At 59.9% G+C, this 20,962-nt stretch carries 11 protein-coding genes and 9 pseudogenes; 11 read left to right on the forward strand and 9 right to left on the reverse strand.

All coding sequences use genetic code 11. The features are described from left to right. From AC0L28_RS33070 to AC0L28_RS33100, 7 genes and pseudogenes are all read right to left on the reverse strand, one after another. Positions 1 to 107, reverse strand: a pseudogene (locus tag AC0L28_RS33070) (Tn3 family transposase); the annotation flags it as partial. A gap of 70 nt (positions 108 to 177) precedes the next feature. Beyond that, positions 178 to 306 (reverse strand): annotated as a pseudogene (locus AC0L28_RS33075) (dihydrodipicolinate synthase family protein); the annotation flags it as partial. Positions 307 to 321: 15 nt separating this feature from the next. Next, positions 322 to 1,122, reverse strand: a complete 801-nt coding sequence (locus AC0L28_RS33080; protein WP_473482624.1) for a YggS family pyridoxal phosphate-dependent enzyme — start codon at positions 1,120 to 1,122, stop codon at positions 322 to 324. A gap of 1,126 nt (positions 1,123 to 2,248) precedes the next feature. Further along, positions 2,249 to 4,108, reverse strand: a complete 1,860-nt coding sequence (locus AC0L28_RS33085) for an ABC transporter ATP-binding protein (RefSeq protein WP_473482626.1) — start codon at positions 4,106 to 4,108, stop codon at positions 2,249 to 2,251. 898 nt (positions 4,109 to 5,006) lie between these two features. Further along, positions 5,007 to 5,117, reverse strand: a pseudogene (locus tag AC0L28_RS33090) (phenazine biosynthesis protein PhzF); the annotation flags it as partial. A gap of 147 nt (positions 5,118 to 5,264) precedes the next feature. Then, positions 5,265 to 5,506 (reverse strand): annotated as a pseudogene (locus AC0L28_RS33095) (Tn3 family transposase); the annotation flags it as partial. Positions 5,507 to 6,293: 787 nt separating this feature from the next. Next, a complete protein-coding gene (locus AC0L28_RS33100) occupies positions 6,294 to 7,220 on the reverse strand; it encodes a LysR family transcriptional regulator (protein WP_473482628.1) in 927 nt (308 codons plus the stop codon). A gap of 116 nt (positions 7,221 to 7,336) precedes the next feature. Here AC0L28_RS33100 and AC0L28_RS33105 point away from each other — a divergent pair, with 116 nt between their 5' ends. The 7 genes and pseudogenes from AC0L28_RS33105 to AC0L28_RS33135 all read left to right on the forward strand — a co-directional run bounded on the left by AC0L28_RS33105 (position 7,337) and on the right by AC0L28_RS33135 (position 13,830). Continuing rightward, positions 7,337 to 8,323: an NAD(P)H-dependent flavin oxidoreductase gene (locus AC0L28_RS33105; protein WP_473482630.1), complete on the forward strand. Its 987-nt coding sequence runs from the start codon at positions 7,337 to 7,339 to the stop codon at positions 8,321 to 8,323. 60 nt (positions 8,324 to 8,383) lie between these two features. Continuing rightward, positions 8,384 to 9,739, forward strand: a complete 1,356-nt coding sequence (locus AC0L28_RS33110; protein ID WP_473482632.1) for an MFS transporter — start codon at positions 8,384 to 8,386, stop codon at positions 9,737 to 9,739. 260 nt (positions 9,740 to 9,999) lie between these two features. Continuing rightward, positions 10,000 to 10,188, forward strand: a complete 189-nt coding sequence (locus tag AC0L28_RS33115) for a tautomerase family protein (RefSeq protein ID WP_473482634.1) — start codon at positions 10,000 to 10,002, stop codon at positions 10,186 to 10,188. Between the two features lie 104 nt (positions 10,189 to 10,292). After that, positions 10,293 to 11,189, forward strand: coding sequence for an alpha/beta hydrolase family protein (locus AC0L28_RS33120; RefSeq protein ID WP_473482636.1), 897 nt, complete (start codon positions 10,293 to 10,295; stop codon positions 11,187 to 11,189). 683 nt (positions 11,190 to 11,872) lie between these two features. Next, a pseudogene (locus AC0L28_RS33125) lies at positions 11,873 to 12,052 on the forward strand (hypothetical protein); the annotation flags it as partial. Next, positions 12,049 to 12,587, forward strand: a pseudogene (locus AC0L28_RS33130) (IS1595 family transposase); the annotation flags it as partial. The pseudogenes AC0L28_RS33125 and AC0L28_RS33130, both read left to right, overlap by 4 nt. A gap of 466 nt (positions 12,588 to 13,053) precedes the next feature. Further along, positions 13,054 to 13,830 carry a TIM barrel protein gene (locus tag AC0L28_RS33135; protein ID WP_473482642.1) on the forward strand — a complete coding sequence of 259 codons (777 nt, stop codon included), beginning with the start codon at positions 13,054 to 13,056 and terminating at the stop codon, positions 13,828 to 13,830. Positions 13,831 to 13,844: 14 nt separating this feature from the next. Here AC0L28_RS33135 and AC0L28_RS33140 read toward each other — a convergent pair. Beyond that, a pseudogene (locus AC0L28_RS33140) lies at positions 13,845 to 14,188 on the reverse strand (type 2 periplasmic-binding domain-containing protein); the annotation flags it as partial. A 461-nt stretch (positions 14,189 to 14,649) separates the two neighbouring features. Beyond that, complete coding sequence (locus AC0L28_RS33145; RefSeq protein ID WP_473482638.1) at positions 14,650 to 16,725, reverse strand: S46 family peptidase; 2,076 nt, start codon at positions 16,723 to 16,725, stop codon at positions 14,650 to 14,652. Positions 16,726 to 17,443: 718 nt separating this feature from the next. On the opposite strand from AC0L28_RS33145, the pseudogene AC0L28_RS33150 reads away from it, so the two are divergent. The 4 genes and pseudogenes from AC0L28_RS33150 to AC0L28_RS33165 form a co-directional block, all read left to right on the forward strand. Next, positions 17,444 to 17,779: pseudogene (locus AC0L28_RS33150) on the forward strand (helix-turn-helix domain-containing protein); the annotation flags it as partial. Positions 17,780 to 18,405: 626 nt separating this feature from the next. Beyond that, on the forward strand, positions 18,406 to 19,791 hold the full coding sequence (locus tag AC0L28_RS33155) for a TolC family outer membrane protein (RefSeq protein ID WP_473482640.1): 1,386 nt from the start codon (positions 18,406 to 18,408) through the stop codon (positions 19,789 to 19,791). Positions 19,792 to 20,084: 293 nt separating this feature from the next. Continuing rightward, the gene (locus AC0L28_RS33160; RefSeq protein WP_353682560.1) at positions 20,085 to 20,543 is read left to right on the forward strand and encodes an NUDIX hydrolase; all 459 of its coding nucleotides are present in this window, start codon (positions 20,085 to 20,087) and stop codon (positions 20,541 to 20,543) included. Between the two features lie 193 nt (positions 20,544 to 20,736). Next, positions 20,737 to 20,962, forward strand: a pseudogene (locus tag AC0L28_RS33165) (IS6 family transposase); the annotation flags it as partial.

Below are 20,962 nucleotides of genomic sequence, written 5' to 3' on the forward strand. Positions count from 1 at the left end.
TCGGGCAACTGATGCTCGGTGTCCCAGGTGTAGATGCCTGTCAGGTTGATATGTTCCCAACTCAGCGGCGAGATATGATTCAACAGCGTATCTGGAATGTTTCGCCCTGGCCTGCCGGCCATCTCCCCCTCAAGGAGGGAGATTGGCAGCTTCGCCGCTGCGCCCATCTCTGCAACATATGCCGGTGCTGCCGAGCAGGCTGATGGAATCGACCTCAGCCGCGATCAGCCGGCTGACCAGTTTCCGAAGCGCGTCAACGTCGACTCGGCCGGAACGATCGGCGGGGGTGATCGGAAAAGCAGACAGGCCGTTCGCGAAAAATCATGGTTCAATTCCTCGATCGGTGGGGGCGAAACCCGGCCAGTAGTGGCCGTCAGGCGTCGGCCGCTTGCCAAAGATGGCCTGACCGACGCGCACGACAGTGGCGCCTTCCTCGATGGCTTCCTCGAAGTCTCCGGTCATACCCATGGAGAGCCCGGTGAGCGCGGCGTTGTGCTTCACGGCTTTGTCCCGCAGTCGGCGCAGCAGAATGAAGCAAGGCCGCACCTTGGCCATGTCGGAGGAAAACAGCGCAAGTGTCATCAACCCGCAGGGCCGGAGACGGGGAACCTGATCGAGGGCCTCCACGAAGGGCAGCAGTGCGTTCGGATGGAGGCCGAACTTGCTGCCCTCGCCAGACGTGTTGACCTGCACATAGACGTCGAGGAAGCGATCTTCGCGCTCCAGCCTCGTGTTCAGAAGGTCGGCGAGCCGCAGGCTGTCGAGCGCATGAAACTCACGCGCGAAGCGGGTCAGATATTTGGCCTTGTTGGTCTGCAGATGTCCGACGATGCTCCAGTCGATGGCGAGATCGTGAAGCGCCTCGCACTTTGTCATTGCCTCCTGGATCTTGTTCTCGCCGAAGGTGCTGATGCCGACGTCGAAGGCATATCGCAGGATATGGGCCGGCACCGTCTTGGTGATCGGCAGCAACCGCACGGAGGCACGGTCGCGCCCGGCCCGTGCGCAAGCAAGCGTGATGCGCTCTTCAACCGACGCCAGATTGGTGCGGAAGCTGGTAAGGGGATCAGGCCCGAAGCGTTCGACGTCCTCGGGCGAAAGCGGCGGATTGTTCGTGCCCATTGTGATCTGCCCCTGTCGTAGACAAGCTCGTTGGCCTTGAGCCACGTGTAGCCGACGCCACTAAGAAACACGAGGCTCTTGTCGGGCGCTGCATAGATGGTCCGATCCGCCGCCGTAGCGACGGCAGACAATGTGCAGACGGTGGCGAAAGCAAGAATTGCAACTGATGATGTGCAGCGATTCATGGGGCGGCCTCCTTGCCCCCCAGGGATCGGATAGCCCGTTTGTGATTTTCCGTTAAACGTCGGCGGCTCTCAGCGCCTGTACCCGGGGAGTTGTTTGTCGCGTCGACCAGTCCTGGGCATTGGTGCAAAGACGTTGAACTCCGATGCGATGTCGAGGACGGCTTTGGTCGTTGCCCTTTGTCTGGTGCGCACCGCGCTCGTTGCCCGTTCTACATGGGTAGCGGTGGGCTGCCTTGAGCTGGATCAGTTTTAGGGCGAACGGCCTGGTTGAATTCCGGCTCGCGACCCCGTTGCGGGGCCAATTGCAGTGGCGTCGGCAAACGAGCCACCCCCCGGCCCTGCCGGTCATGCGTTCGCCGACCCCAATTCCCGAAGCTCGTCGAGCATGGCGACGTCGAGCCGGTTGGGGCAATCTGCCATGCGCCCCTGCTCCTCGGGGTGTTGCCTGCGCCGTTGCGGGCCAGAGGCCGCGATAGCACCGGCGCAATTAACCAGCGGTGTTGCGTCACCCAACTCTTGTACCACGCCTTGTGACCCGGTCCGGGTTGCACCAGACGGAGTTTCCAATGCGTTTTTCGACTCGGCTCACCCCTCGTATCGTAAGCTTCTGTGTCCCTGCACGTTCGGGCACCGCCTCAGCAGCGCGCTTGTGTCCCGCGCCCAATCGTCGACGACAGTGAGGATGTGGAACGTCGGAGACGAAGTCGAGCGATCACCACTGCTTAAGACTCGGCGGCACCAGCATCGGCACGGCGGCGGACGGTCAGCTTCTCGCGATAGAACCGAAGAGCTCTTGTGGCATCTCGTCGCCCATTCCCACACATTCGCGACGGAGGCGGCGAAAGCCGAGATTTGTCTACACGCGAACATGCCCGCTCTCTACGACAACAGCCAAGCATTGCGAGCAGCGCGGAGCCGTGACGAACGACCTTCCAGTCGGCTTATCTCTCCTCGGAACTGTCGGCAATGTGGCCGCCGGCCTGCCGCCGCCACAGGCGGGCATAAAGGCCGTCGCTTTTGAGTAGCTCCGAGGGGGAGCCCTCCTCGACGATGCGCCCTTTGTCGAGCACGACAATCCTGTCCATGCTGGCAATCGTCGACAGGCGGTGGGCAATCGCGATCACCGTCTTGCCCTCCATGAGAAGCTCGAGTTTTCCTTGGACCGCCGCCTCGGCTTCACTGTCCAGGGCGGAAGTCGCCTCGTCCAGAAGGAGGATTGGCGCGTCCTTAAGCAGGACCCGAGCGATGGCGACCCGCTGACGCTGGCCGCCGGAAAGCTTCACCCCGCGGTCGCCGACGAAAGCATCGTAGCCGGTGCGGTTTTCGCTGTCCTTGAGATCTGCCACGAAGCCGTCCGCATCGGCCAGCATTGCGGCGCGTTCGACCTCCTCCGGCGAGGCATCCGGCCGGCCGTAACGGATATTGTCCCCGACAGAGCGATGGAGCAACGAGACATCCTGGGCAACGACCCCGATATTCTCACGCAGGCTTGCCTGCGTTACGGAACGGATATCCTGGCCGTCGACGACGATTGCGCCATCGTTTACATCGAAGAACCGCAAAAGCAGGCTGATTAGAGTCGACTTGCCAGCCCCCGACATGCCGACGAGCCCGACCTTCTCGCCGGCGCGGACCCTGAGCGATAGATTCTCGATTACCCCTTTTCCTTGACGGTATTCGAACCTGACATCCCTGAACTCGACCGTGCCGCCGACCACGGCCAGCGGCCTGGCTCCGGGGGCGTCGATTACCGTTGGAGGCGTGGTGATGACCGGCATCGCGTCGCGTATCGTGCCCACAGCCTGGAATATCTGCTGCCCTAGCTGGAGAAAGGCCAGGGAGTTGGCGCTGAGCCGCTGAATGATTGCTATTGAAGCAACAAATTGGCCGGTGGTGACAAAACCGGCCACGAGTCCCCAGAGCCCGACGGCGATGTTGGTCAGCGAAAGAAGTACGTTCAGCAGGACGACGCTGGTGTCGCTTGTTAAGTGGATGCGCCGTTCAAGCTGTTGCGTCTCAATGGCATCTCCCATGATGGTGCGCATTGCGTCCGCCTCGCTGTCTTCGGCCGCAAACAGCTTGACCACGTGGATGTTGCTGTAGAGGTCGGTCATGGCGCCGACGACGAGGCTGCGCGCGCGGGCAGAGTGGCGGGACCGCACGGCAAAATATGGCACTGCCACAACCGCGACTGTGACGTTCGCCACGATCCAAAAAAAGACCGGAAGCGCCAGCGGCCAGGACAGCGTGGCAAGCAGCGAAAGCGAACCGAGAAACTGCACGAGAAAATACGGTATGCTGGAAGACGCTACGACGATCTGCTGCTGCACGGCGGCGGCGAGTTGCGAAATGCGCGACGCCACCTGGCCGGCGAAGAGATCGTGGAAGAATGCAAGGTCCTGACGTTCGACCGCCTTGTAGCCATGCCATTGCATAGCCGCGGGCATGCATACGGACACTGCCTGGGAATCCAACGTCTTGGCGATGAACATCAGCAGCGGTTGCACGGGGAACATCAGCAGGCCGAGGAACGTGAGCATAGGCCAAGCTTCCTCAAGGAAAACCGCCGCACCGTTCGTGCTCACCCCGTCCACAATGATATACATGCCCCAGATCACCGCGAGGTTGATTCCCTCGACCGCCATCATGAAGACGGCGATGGCCGCCAGCACGCCACGGAACATGCGTGCGAAATGCAGAAGCAGCGCAAACGGACCTGTTGCCGGCAAAGGCGCGTAGGGAATATCCAGCGGGCGGATAAGCGTCTCAAAGGGGCGATAGATGAAATGCGAAGGCGACATGGCGGGTCAAACCGGCTGATCAGAAGAATGGGTGGGCGCATCGGAGGAGTGCGAGAGCGCGCGCCCCCTTAACTGCCAAGCGCACGTTCCTCGTCTACACACAATGCGTTCCCGGCGCGCTTCGAGCGGACCACGCAGGCTGAGGGGCGCACTTGAATGAACATGCGTGCTGTGGCCACGTTCGAGAGCTGCATAGGGTGGCCTTGGTAGTGCTGGTGGACGGCTTGGCTGAAGGAGGCGCGATCTATGAGGAGGCGCCGCGGCTGGCTATAGCGGTCCAGCTCCCCAGGTGTGGCTGGGTTCATCGTCCTGTTCTGGCCGTCTCATTGCGGGCATCGAGCACGCTCCTGGTTGATTTCTCGGTCCTCCACGACGCCCTGCCGACGTCTCACTTACGAGATCAGCGCAATTTCCGTGCCGGATTTGCGCTCCGTTTCGTTCCACCGCTTGCTCGCCAGCCGGTGCTTGGCTGTAACGGCCAGCGGGTGGGGCTCCGACACTCTTGTTCAGTTTCGGACACAAAAAGGTCGCTATAGACATGCTCGGGAAGACCGAATGGAACCTCGAGCATGTAATCGTCGCACCCGAGCCGAATTTCATCCTCACCGGCCCCCGACCAGGGCGCTTGCTGAAAAGAGCGCTTGCCGCGCCAGCCATGGGTTCGCGGTAACCGCCGCAACCTTTTTCTGATATCGACCTGCGGGTTCACGGAAGAAGCCGATCCCGCGCGTCGCGCGATCGAGCGACTGCCGATCATCTGCGGGGAAGGGACATTCCCTCACGACCTGATCTTTGCATCGGACATTTCGGTCGAACAATTGCAGGAGCTACTCCATGACGGCGTTTAGAAGCCGGGGTCGCTAGGCTGTCGCTGAAGATCGACCACGTTGCGAAAGAGCGGCAGTTTCGCCAGATCGAACTCGTCGAAGGTCGGGCCGTCGTGCTTGCTCACCGCGCAACGCACCGGTCCGATATTCTCCTCCAGCACGAAGATGCCGGTCGCCTCGCCAGGGAGTTCAGCACCACTGCACTGATGCGATTGCAGTTAATGCGATTGCAGTTAAAATGAAGAATCCGAGCTACGCCATTCTCGCAATAAACTGCCAAACCTGACTCAACGACTGCGTTCTCACTATTAACTGCCAAGCGACACTTCGTGGATTTCGCGCCGGAAGGCTTCCGAGCCGAGATAGCGGTGAGAAAAATGGTCTTGATTGCCTTGCCGAGTTGGGCCAGCGCCCTGTAGCTTGGGCGCTGCACGCTCGCCCGCGCAAAGCGGCGCAGGATCGATTCCGCATCGGCCGTGCGGTGCTGCAGGGCCGCCGCATATTTGATCAACTCGTCATACTGCTGCTCGATGAGGTTCCAGTCGATCGCCCGTGTCAAGATCGGCAGAAGGCTCGCGCGCCATTTCGGTGTCGGGCACCCCGCACTTCATCGGCAAGAGTACGGGCGACGGTTCCGGCCACGGTCGCCAACCATCTCGTGGCGCACCGCGACGGTCCCGCTCTTATGCCAGGCGAACTGGGGAGCACATGCGCCCCCTGCCATGACGCACGCATCCAGAAGGAAGAGGTGAGAGGTTACGCGAACGGGTGTGATGGAGTGGGAGGCGCATCGCGTTCGACCATCCGTGGAATCGGCAGCCTTGATTAAGGTCTGCGACGTCTGACCAAGGCCATCCATGGCGGAGTGCTCTCGCTGAGGTTAAAGGCAGCCTCTTCGGCTTCGTACCGGGTCAGCCCGGTGAGCGGCCGACCGTATCTCTCGGCGGGAAGCCCTGTCAGGCTATCGATCACAGACCACAGCCCTGGTTCCGACGGCAGAATCTTGTAGCGCCTCATCGAGCCCTCGCTTGCTAGAAGCACAGAGAACTCCCGCTCTACCGCAAGGTTCCGCAGTGCAGCATCAAAATGTTGCGACGCACTATGAGGGATGCAGTTCATATGACGGGCGGGGTCCTTTTGGCGCGCTGCCCGGCTGCCGGGTGCTGGTCGCCGGCCCCGCCGGCCTTGATAGGGCAGCTCTGGGGCTTCGACGTGTCACGCAGCTCGGCGTTCCGGCTCGAGCGGCACGGCCAGCTCGTGTATGCGCGAATCGGGGCAAACCCGCCGGGCGATATCGCAAAGATGCTGGTGATGCGTCAGATAGATCTGACTGACCCCTTGTTTTTGCTCCACCTTTCTTAAGCCCGCTGCAGTTGTCGGGCCGGCTCTGGTCCTTCCGGCTGAGGCCGTGAATGCGCCTCAGACGCCACCGCCATGAAAGCCTGAAGTGCCGCGGAGAGATACTCGTCGCTCCGCGTCACAAAAACAGTCGGCGCCGACCGCAGATTGTCAGATAGCTGGTGTATGATGACCTGTCCGTCGGCTGCCGCATCCTGAACGACCCCCCGAGGTAGCATGGCCATCCCTACCCCGGCGGCGACGCAGCCGATGATCCCGTCCATTGTTCCGAGTTCCATCCAGCGGACATGCGTTACCCCACACGCCGCCAGGAACATGTCCATGCGCCGGCGATAGGAACAGCCCGATCGAAAAGCGAGGACCTTCAGAGCCGGCGATGCGGCCAAGGCCTTCAGATCCGAAAGCTCGCGAAACCGCGGCGAGGAGATCACAACGAGCTCCTCTTCGACGATCGATAGGCTCTTCAGTTCGGGATGAGCGATGGGGCCGGAGACGAACGCGCCATCCAGTTTGCGTCCGACGACCTCGCTGACGAGCTGTTCCGTCGGGGCAGCCTCCACCAGTACGTCGACCTCTGGATATTCTGCAGCATAGCGGATCAGGATCGGCGGAAGGCGAAGCGCTGCAGTGGTCTCCATGGAGCCGATCCTGAGTAAACCGCACGGCGTACCGCGGTCTGTGACGACGCGCTTGGCTTCGTCCAGAAGCTCTCCGACGCGCTCGGCATAGGGAACGAGCTGAATGCCGGTGGCTGTCAGTGTAACCCCTCGCCTGGAGCGATGAAAAAGCGGAGCACCGATTTCCTCCTCAAGCGATTTTATTCTCGCGGTGACGTTGGATTGCACCGTGTTGAGCACACCGGCAGCCCCTCCGATACTGTTTGCTCTCACCACCGCCTGGAAAAACCTGAGGTCGGCGCTGTTCATCGGCCATCTCCTTTTCAGATGAAAAACATCTGATCTAATCGTTTGTCTTAAGTCAAGTGTCGCAATAGCGTCAAAGAAAAATTTCCGGGAACTTCCTCAAGCTGGGAGAAGTATTGATGACGATACGAACGCGTCTGACAGAATTTTTCGAAATCGAGCATCCCATCATCCTTGCCCCGATGACCCCGGCCGCGGGTGGCGCGCTTGCGTCCGCCGTCGCCGACGCCGGCGGTCTGGGCCTGTTGGGTGGGGGATATGCTGATCGTCAATGGTACGAAACAGAGTCGTCGCTGATTACCAATGAACGCGTTGGCTGCGGGTTCATCGCCTGGGCAGTCGAAGCCGACCTTGATCTGTTTGACCGCGCACTTGCGGAGCGTCCGTCCGCGATGATGCTTTCGTTTTCGGATCCGGCGAAGCTCGCGGCACGGGTCAAGCAGGCGGGTGTTCCGCTGATTTGCATGATCCACACACTCGAACATGCCCGGCGCGCAATCGACGTTGGCGCCGACGTTCTTATTGTTCAGGGGACCGAGGCCGGCGGCCATGGCCTGGTCGCGCGGTCAACCATGCCCTTCGTTCCCGCAGTCGTGGATCTGGTGGCAAAGATTTCGCCTTCTGTCATTGTCGTGGCGGCAGGCGGCATTGCCGACGGTAGGGGCCTGGCCGCTTCGCTGATGCTCGGAGCAGACGGGGTCCTGATGGGAACCAGGTTCTGGGCTACGCCCGAGTCGCTCATCCATCCGGCAGCCAAGGACAAGGTAGTCGCGGCCTCTGGCGACGAGACAATCCGGACTTCCGTCTACGATATCGTCCGTCAGAAGGCCTGGCCCGCTGGCTATACCGGCCGACTGCTCAAAAACGGCTTCATCGACAAGTGGCACGGGCGGGAAGAAGAGCTGCGCACGCTGCATTCCGAAGAATTGTCGAAGGTCGAGGCGGCATGGGCCTCCGGCGACTATGACACGGCCAACGTGACTGTCGGTGAGGCGGTGGGCCTCATCAACGATCTGCCGTCGGCGAAGGACATCGTTCGCCGAACGGTGCGCGAGGCAGGCGAAAGACTTGGGGTCTACGCATTCGATCAGCGCATCGCGAGCTGACTTACCACGGCCCTGAAGAGAGGGCCGACTGCTTTCAAAACATAAAAGGGGAACTGCAGCATGCAACAGCTACAGGAAAGGGGCGACTCCGTCCGCAAACCAGGTATCTGGACCGTCGTCCTTGCATCAAGCGCCGGCACGGTCATCGAATGGTACGACTTCTATCTTTACGGAAGTCTGGCGATTTTCTTCTCAACGCTCTTCTACCCTGCCAATGAACCGACGGCAGCTGTTCTGATCAGCGTCGCAACCTTTGCCACAGGCTTCCTCGTGCGCCCATTGGGAGCCCTGCTGTTCGGCAGCATCGGCGACCGCGTCGGACGCAAGAGCACGTTCTTGATGACGCTCCTTCTGATGGGCATTGCGACCGCGCTCGTCGGCGTCTTGCCAACCTTTGAGACCGCGGGATATTTCGCACCGATCGCTCTTGTGGTCCTTCGGCTGATCCAGGGATTGGCGATAGGCGGCGAATACGGCGGCGCCGCCGTTTACGTTGCAGAACACGCACCGGCGAACCGGCGCGGGTTCTTCACGAGCTTTATCCAGACAACGGCAACCGTCGGCTTTTTTCTGGCGATTGTCGTCGTGCTTACGTGTCGGCTGTCGCTCGGCGAAGAACTCTTCAAGCAATGGGGTTGGAGAATTCCGTTCCTGCTATCATCGGTTTTGATCGTGCTGTCCCTTTATCTGCGCCTCAAGCTGAGCGAATCCCCGGTCTTCGAGGAGCTTCGCAAAGGCGGGAAGACCGCAAAGAGCCCAATCCGTGAGAGTTTCGCCACCGGTGATGGCGTGCGTTATGCAGCCTTTGCACTGTTCGGGGCGACCGCCGGCCTGGGGTGCGTTTGGTATACAGGCCAGTTCTACGCACTGTATTTCTTGCAAAGCGTGCTGAAGCTTGACTTCCTGACAGCGAACATTTGCCTTGCTGCTGCTTTGGTGATCGGAACGCCCCTCATCGTTTTCTTCGGCGCCTTGTCCGACCGGATCGGCCGTCGCAAGTTGATTGTCACCGGTTTCATTCTGGCAGCCGTGTTCTATGTTCCAATCTATCAGGGCATCGCCGCCGCCGTCGCTGCCCAGAACTTCGTTTTGGTAACAGCGCTGATCGTCGCCCAACTCGTTTTCGTCGGATTGGTCTATGGCCCTATGGCAGCTTTCCTCGTCGAGCTCTTCCCGGCGAAATTGCGCTACACCTCGCTCTCGCTGCCCTATCACATCGGAACAGGCGTGTTTGGCGGCTTTGTTCCCCTCATCAACCTGTCGCTGGTTGCCTACACGGGCAACATCTATGCGGGCCTGGCCTATCCCATTGCGATCGCGATCATGAGCGCAGTCGTAAATGTTCTCTGGTTCCCCTGCGCGCTGGCTGGGGAGCCCGAGGCTGCCCCAACCGGCCTACCTGCGAGGACAATCTGAATCTTCACCGGGACGCCGAGTGCGCGTCCCCGCCCTCTTCCTATTTCCGAGGACGACCCATGCCGCTGATAAAAATTAACCTTCTGAAGGGCCGATCGCCTGGGGAGCATCCTCGACTGCATCCATGAGGCGGTGGTCAGGGCTTTCCATGTACCGCCAGCCGATCGCTATCAGATCCTGATCCAACACGAGACATCGCATGTGCGCGCGAGGATACCGGTCTTGGTCTTTTTCGCAGCGACAGGCTGATCATTATCGAGGTGGTCTCGCGAGCGCGGTCAACTGACGACAAACAGGCCTTCTATCGTTTCGTTGCAACAGGGCTTTTGGATGTGTGTGCGATCGACCCTGCAGATGTTGTGGTCAGTATCGTAGAAAATGGTGACGCGGATTGGTCCTTCGGCCTTGGTCGAGCTCAATTCATAACCGGCGAACTTCGCGGAAATTAGGCATCGCGGCGGTGAGACACGTCAATGTCTAATGCCAGTCCGATACGGCCGCGCCATCAGCTTTGACCGGCCGCGCAAATTCAAACAACAAGGAGAGAGCAGCTATGAAACAGCTACACCGAACCGTTGCAGCGTCACTGGGAATGCTGATGACAACTTTTTTAGTTTCGGCGCAAGCCAAGGAGGCCACCATCAAGTTCCAAGTCGAAGGCCAGACAATCGTAGGCACGATGGTCACGCCGGATGATGTCGCGAATCCTCCCGTCATCCTGATGCTTCACGGTTTCACCGGCAGCCGCAACGAATGGAGTTCGGAGGCGGTGAAGGAAGGCCTGTTCGGGCGTGCCGCGCCGGTGCTCGCAAAGAATGGCATCGCTTCGCTTCGGATCGATTTTCGCGGCAGCGGCGCGAGCGACGGCAAATTCGAAGACATGACCGTCGAAACCGAGATAACGGACGCACAAGCGGCGCTCGACTTCCTATCGACGAATGACAGCGTCGACGGCAAACGTATTTCGTTGATGGGAATGAGCCTGGGCGGTGCGGTCACGACAGCAGTTGCCGGCCGGACGAAAACGCCTTTAAAGTCTGTCGTGCTCTGGAACCCCGGCATCAATCTTCCGGCAGCGTTCATCTCCATTTTTGGCGAGAAGCAGATGGCGGAAGCTGTGACAGCGGGCGATAAAGTCTATCCGGCCAAGCGCGTCGGAGATGGGAAGGAAATTCCCTTGAAAGGCCGCTTCTTCGAGAGCCTATACGCGGTGCAGCCTGCCGGCGAAATCTCGCGCTACAAGGGGCCGCTGTTCCTCGCGGTCGGCACGCGCCACAGCATCGTCTTTCCCCAACCCGTTCTCGCCAAGTCGTTGCTGGCTTATCACGACGGTCCGGAAGAACTGTGGGCTGAACCCGTTGATCATGGTTTCGGCGTTGAACAGAGTGCCAACACCGTGGACAAGCTGATCTTAGCGACGGTCGCCTTTCTAAAGTCCAATGGCGAATAATTTGCGCGTCGAACGGCGCTCGCTCGGCCGCCAATGCCGCCGGAATTGGCGGCGTCTTAGCGAAAGCGGTAACGCTCGCCTGTCAGTTATCCTTCATGCAGGATGCCTGCCCGCGTGAACCTGCCCGGTTCCCGAGTACATCCGCCCCGTGACGACCGGAAGAAAAATTCGAGCTGATCGTAGGCCGCTCGCTGGCTGAAGACGGCGCGGCTATGATCGCGAACTGCAACGGCGTACTCTCGACCAAGAAGCACCCAATCAGGATATTACCTTTCGTACCGGCAGTTGGGAAGAAGTCCCGTCGCACGCGGAAATGATCGCAGGCGAGCGAGCATGTCCTCGACTGGTTCCATATCCCCATGCGCAATGGAAGCCGCTTCCTTCCGCGGCTAACCCGCTCCTGCCCCGTAACTGCGCGCAGGATTGCTGGCCGGCGTCGCCATCGTCGAGCGCGCCGGGCCTGCGATGCTCGAGATGCTTCACGCCCGTACGAGGGGAGCATGAGGATTTGTGGGGCGGTCAAGCCGCGCGGACCATTTCGCCGTTCTCGTGATTGTCGTTCGCCATGCCGGGATACCATTTGCCGGAAGGTCGACCGCAGGGAGCCATCGAGGGTCTGCGTGCGGGTTTTCAGCAGAAGATGTGCGCGAGGCTGTGTTGCAAAGTCTTCGGTAACCAGGCGCATGGCACGGCCTCTGGTAGTTTCGCCGGAGAGTTCAGATGTTCAAGGCCGCCATTTCGACCAGTCCGTCATTCTGCTTTGCGTTCGCTGGTATCTGGCCTACGGCTTGAGCCTTCGCGATTTGAAGGAAATGATGGCCGAGCGCGGCATCAGTATCGATAGGCGCCGGTTTAGGCCATGGTGCAGCGACCGACCGACGTCACGACCGGCGCTCCGGCCGGTGACGCGCGTGCCGCGGTCGTGACCGGTCTCTCAGCGCGAGCAAACGACGCGTCATTAAAGCGCAGATCGAGTCGAGAGCTCATTTGATAAGCGACGAGTGGAAAGCATTCATGGCCATTGGTGAGAGCTTTGCCAAGCACGAGACCGTGAAGCATTCCAGTGGTGAGTATGTTCGCGATGCCGTCCACGTCAATACGGTGGAGGGCTTCAACTCCCGCGTCCGCCGTACCATCGCCGGCGTCTTTCATCATATCAGCCCGCAGCATGCCGACCTGTATTTCCACGAGATTGGCTTCCGATGGTCGCAGCGCGTGGTGTCTGGGAGCGCCCTTCGGAAAACCCGGCATGGTCGAGAAGTCTTGAGGACCATCTGGTCGCGCGTGCCGCCGGCGCTGCAGCTACTGAGCGTTTTTCGCGTCGCCACGGGGCGTCAGATGCGCCGAAGCCTGGGTGGAGGAATCATCATCAAATCAACCGTAGCTGCCTTTGGTTGATAAATGCCTCGTACGATTTTGAGCAGTTCTTGTTCCGACCCCATCATGCGAAGATCGTGTGACTCTCCAAGTTTTGGCAAAACGAGAGGCATCCCACAGATGGGGCACTCGGCTGCTGCGGGTCACCTTCGACGACAGTCACACTTACTGATCTCGATTTGATTGTGGAACCTCGGTCTTAAGAGCAGCAGTGCTGACCTCGAAATGAGTTTGGCCGCATGGCACGCGCAAGCGGAGCACCCTGGCCAGCCATTGTGCTCCAATCCGTGCTGTTTGCTCTCACAACCGCCTGGAAAAACCGGAGGTCGGCGCTGTTCATCAGCCATCTCCTTTTCAGATGAAAAACATCTGATCTAATCGTTTGTCTTAAGTCAAGTGTCGCAATAGCGTCAAAGAAAGATTTCCCGGAACATTGAAGGAAAGCCAAGCCATGCGCCAAGCAGCGCCCCGCTTTGCACTCGACCACATGGCGACGTCCGGACTCGACGTCAGGGCACTTTTCGCTTTTGCCCGTGACCAGGGCCTGACCGATGTCCAGATCCGCAGCCAACAGCGCAGCAATGCTATTGCACGCGGCATGCCGGCGGCGGACGTCCGGTCTGCCGCCGCCGAAGCAGGCGTTGGGATTATTTCCATCAATGCCTTGCAGCGCTTCAATGAGTGGACACCCGCCCGCAAGGCCGAAGCGAGCAAGCTCGCCGATTATGCGGCGGCCTGCGGCGCCAAGACGCTCATGCTGGTGCCGGTCAACGATGGCTCGTGGCCCGCCAATGGCGAGCGCCGGGGCGATCTCCGCTTTGCCTTGAAGGCGCTCAAGCCGATCCTCCAGTCGCGCGGCCTGATCGGTCTCATCGAGCCGCTGGGCTTCCAGACCTGCTCGCTTCGATCGAAGAACGAAGCGGCTAAGGCCATTGCCGCCATTGATGGCCAGTCCGTCTTCCGCCTCGTGCACGACACGTTTCATCACACGCTCGCCGGGGAGCCGTTCTTCTCCTGCGACCTGACCGGTCTCGTGCACATTTCAAGCGTGAACGATCCAATCCACTGGATTTACCCGGATCGCGTCCTAGCAGGTTCCGACAATGGCAGTCAGATCCAGGCGCTGCTTGATGGCGGTTATGAGGGCCCCTTCTCCTTCGCACCGTTTGTCGACGCAGCCCACGCGCTGGACGACGTCGCAGGCGCACTTGCCGCGAGTATCGACCTCGTCCGACAAGGGCTATTGACGCGAATGGCGGCGTGAGACGCGGGAGTAAATTAGGGGTGCCTGAGACGGCTTTTGGCGTCCCGCGGAGAAGTCATTCGAGACGCCTCCTGTAACACTATCTCTCGCATCCAGATGCTTGCCGCATCACTGTTGTGAAAGGCGGGCCATTGGAGGGCCTCGGTAAATGCGGGAAGCGGCAGCGGAAGTTCGATGATCCGCAGCGGGAAGGTTTTCTTGAAATGCTCAATCAGCCGGAAGGGCATGGTCGCTATACGAGCTGTGCCTGAGACCATCGGCGGGATCATCCTAAACGCCTGCACGATAACCTCGACACGTCTCTTGAGGCCATGCTCAAGAAAAAACGCTCCTCGATGGAGGGCTTCAGCTCGGACCCTGAGTAGTGCGATTAATGAACGTCACTTCGCTGGTCGAACGGGTGAACCGCTTCTATCGAGTCGTCGCCCGTGGCGCTTCCATTCCCTATGCTGCCTTCATTTCGCGGTCCTCGCCAAACTGTTCAGACAAATCAAGCCAGCTCTCCCGAGGACAGACGCCGGCAAGCTGTGCGTGGACTTAGCGAAACAGCCGTCCGCAATTTAGCCCTGTCCAGAGTTTGCGAAACACGCAAAAAGATGAAAGTGCGATGTTCAGGCGCATCGGTGCGACTGCACAGATTAAGTCATTTGAAGTTATGCCAAGGGGAAAACGGTATTGGGCAACGGCTCAGGCGCTGGCGAACCTTGAATGTTGCGCATGCATTGTAGCGCCGGCCGATTCGAGCACGATCAACGATCGCTGTGGCAAGCTCACGTCAATGTCCCCGAATTGCATTTCCCTACCACCAGACTACCCCGCTCAGGAGCGCGACGCCGGCAGCACTCCCATCTCCTTGAGCAACCGGCCAGCGCCGTCAATCTTGTCCATGATCCAGAGCATGAAGCGACTGTCGACATGGATGCTGCGATTGCGGTCTGCGGCATATGCCCAATCCGAGATCACTCCATCAAGCGTGCCATCGAAGGCGAGGCCGACGAACTCGCCGCGCCCATTCAGCGTGGCCGAGCCGCTATTGCCGTTGGTGATGTCGGCGGTGGACAGGAAGTCGACTGGAAGCGTGCCCAGCGCCGGCGCGACATAGGGGCCATAATCCTTGGCTCGGATCGCTGCGATAGCCGCATCTGGAGCATCGAACTCACCCTTGCCCGTTTCTTTGGCCAGAAGTCCCTCCGCCGTGGTAAAGGGCATCCAGATCTGCCCGTCGCGTGTTCGCCCCGCCACCTTGCCCCAAGTGGTGCGCAGCGAGCCATTCGCGTCGGGATACATCGGCCGGCCGATTGCCTGCCGATAGGCACGCTGGCCGTGCATGTAGATGGCGCGAGCCGCCTGGCTGCGTCCAGCGCGGTCCTTCGCAGCGTGCTCCGCAGCTAAGTCGCCGGGGTAAAGAGCGAGCGCCAGCTTAATGAAAGGGTCCTCCGACGCCTCGAAGGCAGCAGCGGGCTTGTCAAGCCAGCCGAGCCGCATTGCCGTGTCTGCGAGTTTGGTGTCTGCATAAAGTCGGTCAAGGCCAATTTGACCCAAAGCGCTTTCGAAAGCAGTATCGCGATCCTTTGCGTCCAGCCGGCGATATTCGTCGAGTGCGGCCTCGAAAAGCTTTCGATCGATGTCTGGCAAATAGCGGCGTTCGATCTGCGTCAGCTGATCCGAGATTTCTTTACGGTCACGATCCTGAAAGCCGCTTTCACGGTCTTCATCGGGCTTCTCGTGCTCCTTTGTCCAGCGATAGAGAGTGCGTGCCGATGACAGTAGTTGCGCGCGATTGAGCAACGCCTGGCGCAGCCTCGCCAGCGAAGCCCGGCTATTCTCGCCCACCATCGCGTCCAGTTCGCGGATTGCGGCGTCAAAGCGCGTCTGCCGCACGGGATACTCAGCGACCCAGGCGCGAAAAGCTTCCTCCTCGGTAGCCTTGCGCGCGTCGAGGCCGATCGCGTCGGCGCCGGCTAGATCGCCCGCCAGCTTCTTCTTGTAGTTTTCCACGCCTTGTAGGATGGAGGCGTAGCGGATCTGCGCTTCGCGATTGCCTGCCGTGGCTTGGTTGATCTGAGCGGCATAATCCGAGAGCAAACGCTGGGACAGTGGTTCGTAGTCGGCGAAGTTGAACCGGACTTCATCGGCGGTGAGGAACCGCTGGGTTGCGCCGGGAAAGCCGGCGACCATCACGAAATCGCCTTCTTGGACGCCTTCACGGGCTATGGGCAGCCAACTCTTTGGCCGGTAAGGCACATTGTCACGCGCATAGGGCCGGGAGGAACCATCAGGAGCGACATAGGCGCGATAGAAGCCGAAATCGCCTGTGTGGCGCGGCCACATCCAATTGTCCGTTTCGCCGCCGAAGTTACTGATGCCGGGCGCGGGCGCGTAGACGAGGCGCACGTCCTCAATTTCGAGCTTCTGCTGGAGATGGTAGGAGGCGCCGCCATAATAGGGCATCACGTCGCAGCGGCGATTGGGCTGTTCTTCACACGCGGCGATCAGCGCCTTGCGGTTCGCTTCGAGCCGCTCATAGCGGGCAAAGCCGTTCAGCTTGTCCGAGACGCCCTTGAGCATGTCAGCGGTCACATCCCGCATATCCTCGATCACATAGATGCGGCTGCCGGGCGCCGCAGGCAATTCTTCACCCAGGCTCTTCGCCAGAAACCCGTTGGTGAGATAGTCTTGGCTCTCCTTGCTGTTGTACTGGATGGATTCCAGCACGCAGTGATGGTTGGTGGCGACCAGTCCTTGCGGACTGACGAATGAGGCGGAGCATCCGCCCAGTGAAACGATCGCGTTAAGCGGAGCAGCGTCCAGACGGCTCAGCTGCGCGGGATCGATCTGGAGCCCATCCGCGCGCATGGCCGCGCCGACTTCTGCACTCTGGGCCGGCATCCACATGCCTTCGTTCGCCGATGCAGCAGTGGCCGTCCACAGCAAGGCGATGGCACTTACCCAAGCAACCCTATCACATTCGCAGTTCATACTGGTGTCTCTCCCACTCTATCTACTGTCTCCGCCGACTGGATCGATGAGCTATCGGGCTGGCCGGCGACGCCAGCGCCTGCGCGGCTGCCACTGGGTGAAGACTAAGGGGACGGTCAACGCAAACATCTGAATGACGCTTCCCTCACATCGTATCGGTTCCGTGCAACGTTTGCGGATTATCCGTTGCACTAATCGTGCCAAATGAATAAAGCTTTCAACGACCCAAATGGTAAGCTGCCTTCCATGTCCGACCTCCGACATTTCGTCGTAGACCCGACACCCTCGTCCTCGCCAGCGACGAAGCCCGCTGCCGAACGGCCGTCGCTGGCCATTAAATTGTGAGAGTGCGTTTCTTCACCTAGCCGTATACGCCGAAGACCATGCGGTATCCTGGGCATCCTCGCTGGTGTTCGCCGGTCGGGAAGTGGAGCGACCCATCTGCGAACATCTGAATTATTATCGCCGCTTGAGGCGCCGGGCGGTTCAGGAACTGCTCAGCTCCCGTTCCGCTGTGCCAATTATGCGACTTTGACCTGTAGCAGCTAAGTTAAAATGTCCGGATCTGGCAAAGTAGGAATGTCGCTCCTGCCTTGCCAATCTGCCCGCATTCGAGAGCGCGGGAGATTGCAGATTGGGACTGGTTCTGATGAGCGAACGCGAGCTGCGGCGTATCGAGGTTTTGTCGAAGATTGTTGAGCGGCGAATGACGAGCGTTGCGGCGGCAAGTTTGCTCGGCGTTTCAGTTCGTCAGATCCAGCGGCTGTTGAAGACGTTCCAGGCGGATGGCGCTGGGGCTCTCCGGCACAAGGCGCGTGGCCGGCGTTCCAACAATCGCATTGTCGATGGTGTTCGCGACTTCGTGCTAGAGCTGATCCGCGAACACTACATCGACTTCGGTCCGACGCTTGCCCGCGAGAAGCTGATCGAACGGCATCAGCTGGCGGTCAGCAAGGAGACGCTGCCTTCGCCAACAAGGTTTTAGCACGCCTGATCTTCCTCGATGAGACGTCGACCAATACCAAGCTGACCAAAGACACCGGCTGGGTAGCGAAGGGCGAGCGCTTCAGGACGCATGCGCCGCCATTCGGCCAATGGCAGACGCAGACCTTCATCGCTGGGCTGCGATGCCACGGTCTTGTCGCACCGTTGATCATCAACGCGCCGATGAACGCCGCCATCTCCGAACGCTACGTCGAAACTCTCAAATCGCTCCCGAACTGATGCCCGGCGAGGTGCCGCTGTCAATCTCGAAACGAGATGACGGTCGCTGGGGTCGCAATCGAATGAGCTTGATCCGGGGCCCGCCCTTTTTGCGTGCGAATGTCTGGTCCAATGGTTATCAGGCAGGGAGCAGTTGTATCCATCATTTGGATGCATCGATCCACACAATCTATTTGTTCAATTTATCACTCTTCGCAAAAAGCTTTCCGCGGTCCGAAGCGTGGCTGCGCCGATCCGCACCCAGGAGGCGCATGAGGTACTCACAGCGTCCTAGTTGCGGGCCCGAGTAATCTGGGCGCGTTCAACGCGGGGCCCGTGCGTTGATTGGTAGCTGCTGTGCGGCCGGGATTATCCAGCGTTCAGAATGGAGAAATGAATTTGCGATCACGTAAGAGACTGGCGGGACTGGCATTGTTGATTGTAGCGACTGCACCGCTATCTTCGAACGCCGCCTCCGCCGAGAGCATTTTGGAAGCCCTATCGGAGGCATACCAGAACAATTCTTCTCTAAATTCGTCCCGCGCCAAGGTCCGCGTTACCGATGAGAGCGTAGCCATCGCCAAGTCAGGGTGGCGCCCGACGATCGAGGGTTCCGCGAACGTCGGTCAGTCCAGCAGCCATGTTAACGGGAGCAATAAAAACGCGCGAAAGACGACCGGCGAATATGGCGTCAAGATTAAGCAGACGCTGTTCGACGGTTTTCAGACTAGGAACAACGTCGCCGCCGCCGAATCGCAGGTCAGAGCTTCGGTCGAAAGCATGCGCAACACCGAAGAGAACATCCTGTTCAAATCAGCCCAGGCGTATATGAACGTCGTTCGCGACCGGCAGGTAGCGGTGCTGACGCAGCAAAACGTGCGGTTCCTGACCGAGCAGGCGCGAGCTGCGCGTTCGCGCTTCGAGGTTGGCGAGGTTACGCGTACCGACGTCGCTCAAGCCGACGCTTCGCGCGCGTCTGCCGTGGCGGAATTGGCCGGCGCCCGTGAGCAGCTCCTAGTGAGTGCGGCGACCTATCGTCAGCTCGTCGGCCACGAGCCGGGGAGGCTCAGAGCCGCTTCGCCGCCATCGAAGCTGATGCCGCCGAGTCTCGATGCGGCAATCGTGACTGCATCAAGCGAGCACCCCGCCATCCTGGCCTCGCAGCATCTGGTCGACGCGGCAGCGTTTTCGGTGAAATCGGCCGAAGGTGCGCTGCTGCCTCAACTCTCCGCTTCCGCTGGCGTATCGAGCGCCTATCGCAACACCTCGCCTATAGCGAGCCAGCAGGACGGCACGACCAATTCGGCCAGCATCGGCGCGACATTGACCATACCGATGTATTCGGGTGGCCGCAGTTCGGCGCTTGTACGACGGAATAAGGAATCGCTTGGTCAGGCCCGGATCGAAACCGATGTCGGCCGCGATCTGGTGCGTCAGCAAGTGATTGCAGCATGGACCACGTACACCGCAGCCCGGCAAACTGTAGCCGCCAACAGGCAGGTGACTGCCGCTACGCAGCTTGCCTTGAGCGGCGTCATCGAGGAGCGCGATGTCGGCCGACGCACCACGCTCGACGTTCTCAACGCCCAGGCCGCAGTCATCTCCGGCAAGATCAATCAGGCCAAAGCCGAACACGACGTGGTGGTGGCGAGTTATGGCATCCTACAGGCGATCGGTCACCTTTCGGCCAAGCGTCTCAACCTGCAGGTGACAAAATACAGGCCGGACGACACTGTCAAGGACAAGTGGACCGGTCTACGCACGCCAGATTCGCGATAAACTGCCCGAGTTGAAGCTTCGCGTCGATGACAAGTGGATGCATTTTCGCCTCCCACCAGCATGGGAGTGCCTGCCTCTCATGTTTGATACGTCTCTCTCGGCATACGGGTTGCCGGCGAAACGGACCGGCCCGCGATCATATCGGGCGCGCCGTCGCGCAGGGCTTTGAAGACGGCTTATTGGACACCTCCCGGCCAGGGGCGGAGTCGTCCAAGAACCCAGCTGTGGCTATCGCCAAAAGCTAGCCCGCTACCGACAATACGGGCTAAGGTTTTAGCGAGATGGATGGCCGGTTGAAGAAAAAGAAGCTGGAGAAGCGAGCGCGCCGTGGTACGCCCATCGCACAGGTTGCCGCATTGCCTTATCGCCGCACTGCAGACGGAGACGATGAAATCTTGCTGCTAACGTCTCGGCAAACAGGCCGCTTCATCTTGCCCAAGGGGTGGCCGATGAAGGGTCGACAAGACTGCGAGGCTGCAGCTCAAGAGGCTGGTGAGGAAGCCGGAGTAGTGGGCACTTTCCATGAGCAATCCGTCGGCAGCTTCCATTATTGGAAGCGATTGAAGGACACATTTGTCCCGGTAACCGTTGAAGTATACCCGCTTCACGTGCAGCAGGAGCTGGATGAATGGAAAGAGCGGAAGTATCGAAGACGGGCCTGGCTTAAGCCCGATCAAGCAGCCCTCCTGGTCGACGAACCTGAGTTGGCTGCCCTACTGGAATCTATAGCGCCTGAACTGGCTTGTTTCTGAACGCTAGGATAAAACATGCTCAATTACCTGGCTCACCCGCGTCGCACTCAACGAGGCGCTCCGGCGAGCGCGAAAGCGTCGGCCTTCCGCTGAACTGGCGGAACTTAATGATGGAGGCTCGGTGATTCTGTCGCAAACGGAATGGCAGCCATATCTGGCACGAAGCCCTCTCTTTTTCGGGGAGCGCGCTTGTATGTTCAAAGGCTGTCATTTCGACCGATCAGTGATCTTGCTGTGCGTGCGCTGGTATCTGGCCTACAATCTCGGCCTGCGCGTCCGGAGGAGATGATGGCCGAACGCGGCCTGAACGTCGACCATTCGACTGTGCACCGCTGGGTCGTCCACTTCTCGCCCCAGCTTCTGGAGCGCTTCAACGGGCGCAAGCGCGCCGTCACCGGCAAGTGGCACATGGACGAGAC

The organism is Mesorhizobium sp. WSM4847, assembly GCF_055811335.1.

Bases quoted from the DNA above. Each gene is read 5' to 3' on its own strand.
- AC0L28_RS33080 (WP_473482624.1), bottom strand. From the start codon at position 1,122: ATGGGCACGAACAATCCGCCGCTTTCGCCCGAGGACGTCGAACGCTTC.
- AC0L28_RS33085 (WP_473482626.1), bottom strand. From the start codon at position 4,108: ATGTCGCCTTCGCATTTCATCTATCGCCCCTTTGAGACGCTTATCCGC.
- AC0L28_RS33100 (WP_473482628.1), bottom strand. From the start codon at position 7,220: ATGAACAGCGCCGACCTCAGGTTTTTCCAGGCGGTGGTGAGAGCAAAC.
- AC0L28_RS33105 (WP_473482630.1), top strand. From the start codon at position 7,337: ATGACGATACGAACGCGTCTGACAGAATTTTTCGAAATCGAGCATCCC.
- AC0L28_RS33110 (WP_473482632.1), top strand. From the start codon at position 8,384: ATGCAACAGCTACAGGAAAGGGGCGACTCCGTCCGCAAACCAGGTATC.
- AC0L28_RS33120 (WP_473482636.1), top strand. From the start codon at position 10,293: ATGAAACAGCTACACCGAACCGTTGCAGCGTCACTGGGAATGCTGATG.
- AC0L28_RS33135 (WP_473482642.1), top strand. From the start codon at position 13,054: ATGGCGACGTCCGGACTCGACGTCAGGGCACTTTTCGCTTTTGCCCGT.
- AC0L28_RS33145 (WP_473482638.1), bottom strand. From the start codon at position 16,725: ATGTGGATGCCGGCCCAGAGTGCAGAAGTCGGCGCGGCCATGCGCGCG.
- AC0L28_RS33155 (WP_473482640.1), top strand. From the start codon at position 18,406: ATGAATTTGCGATCACGTAAGAGACTGGCGGGACTGGCATTGTTGATT.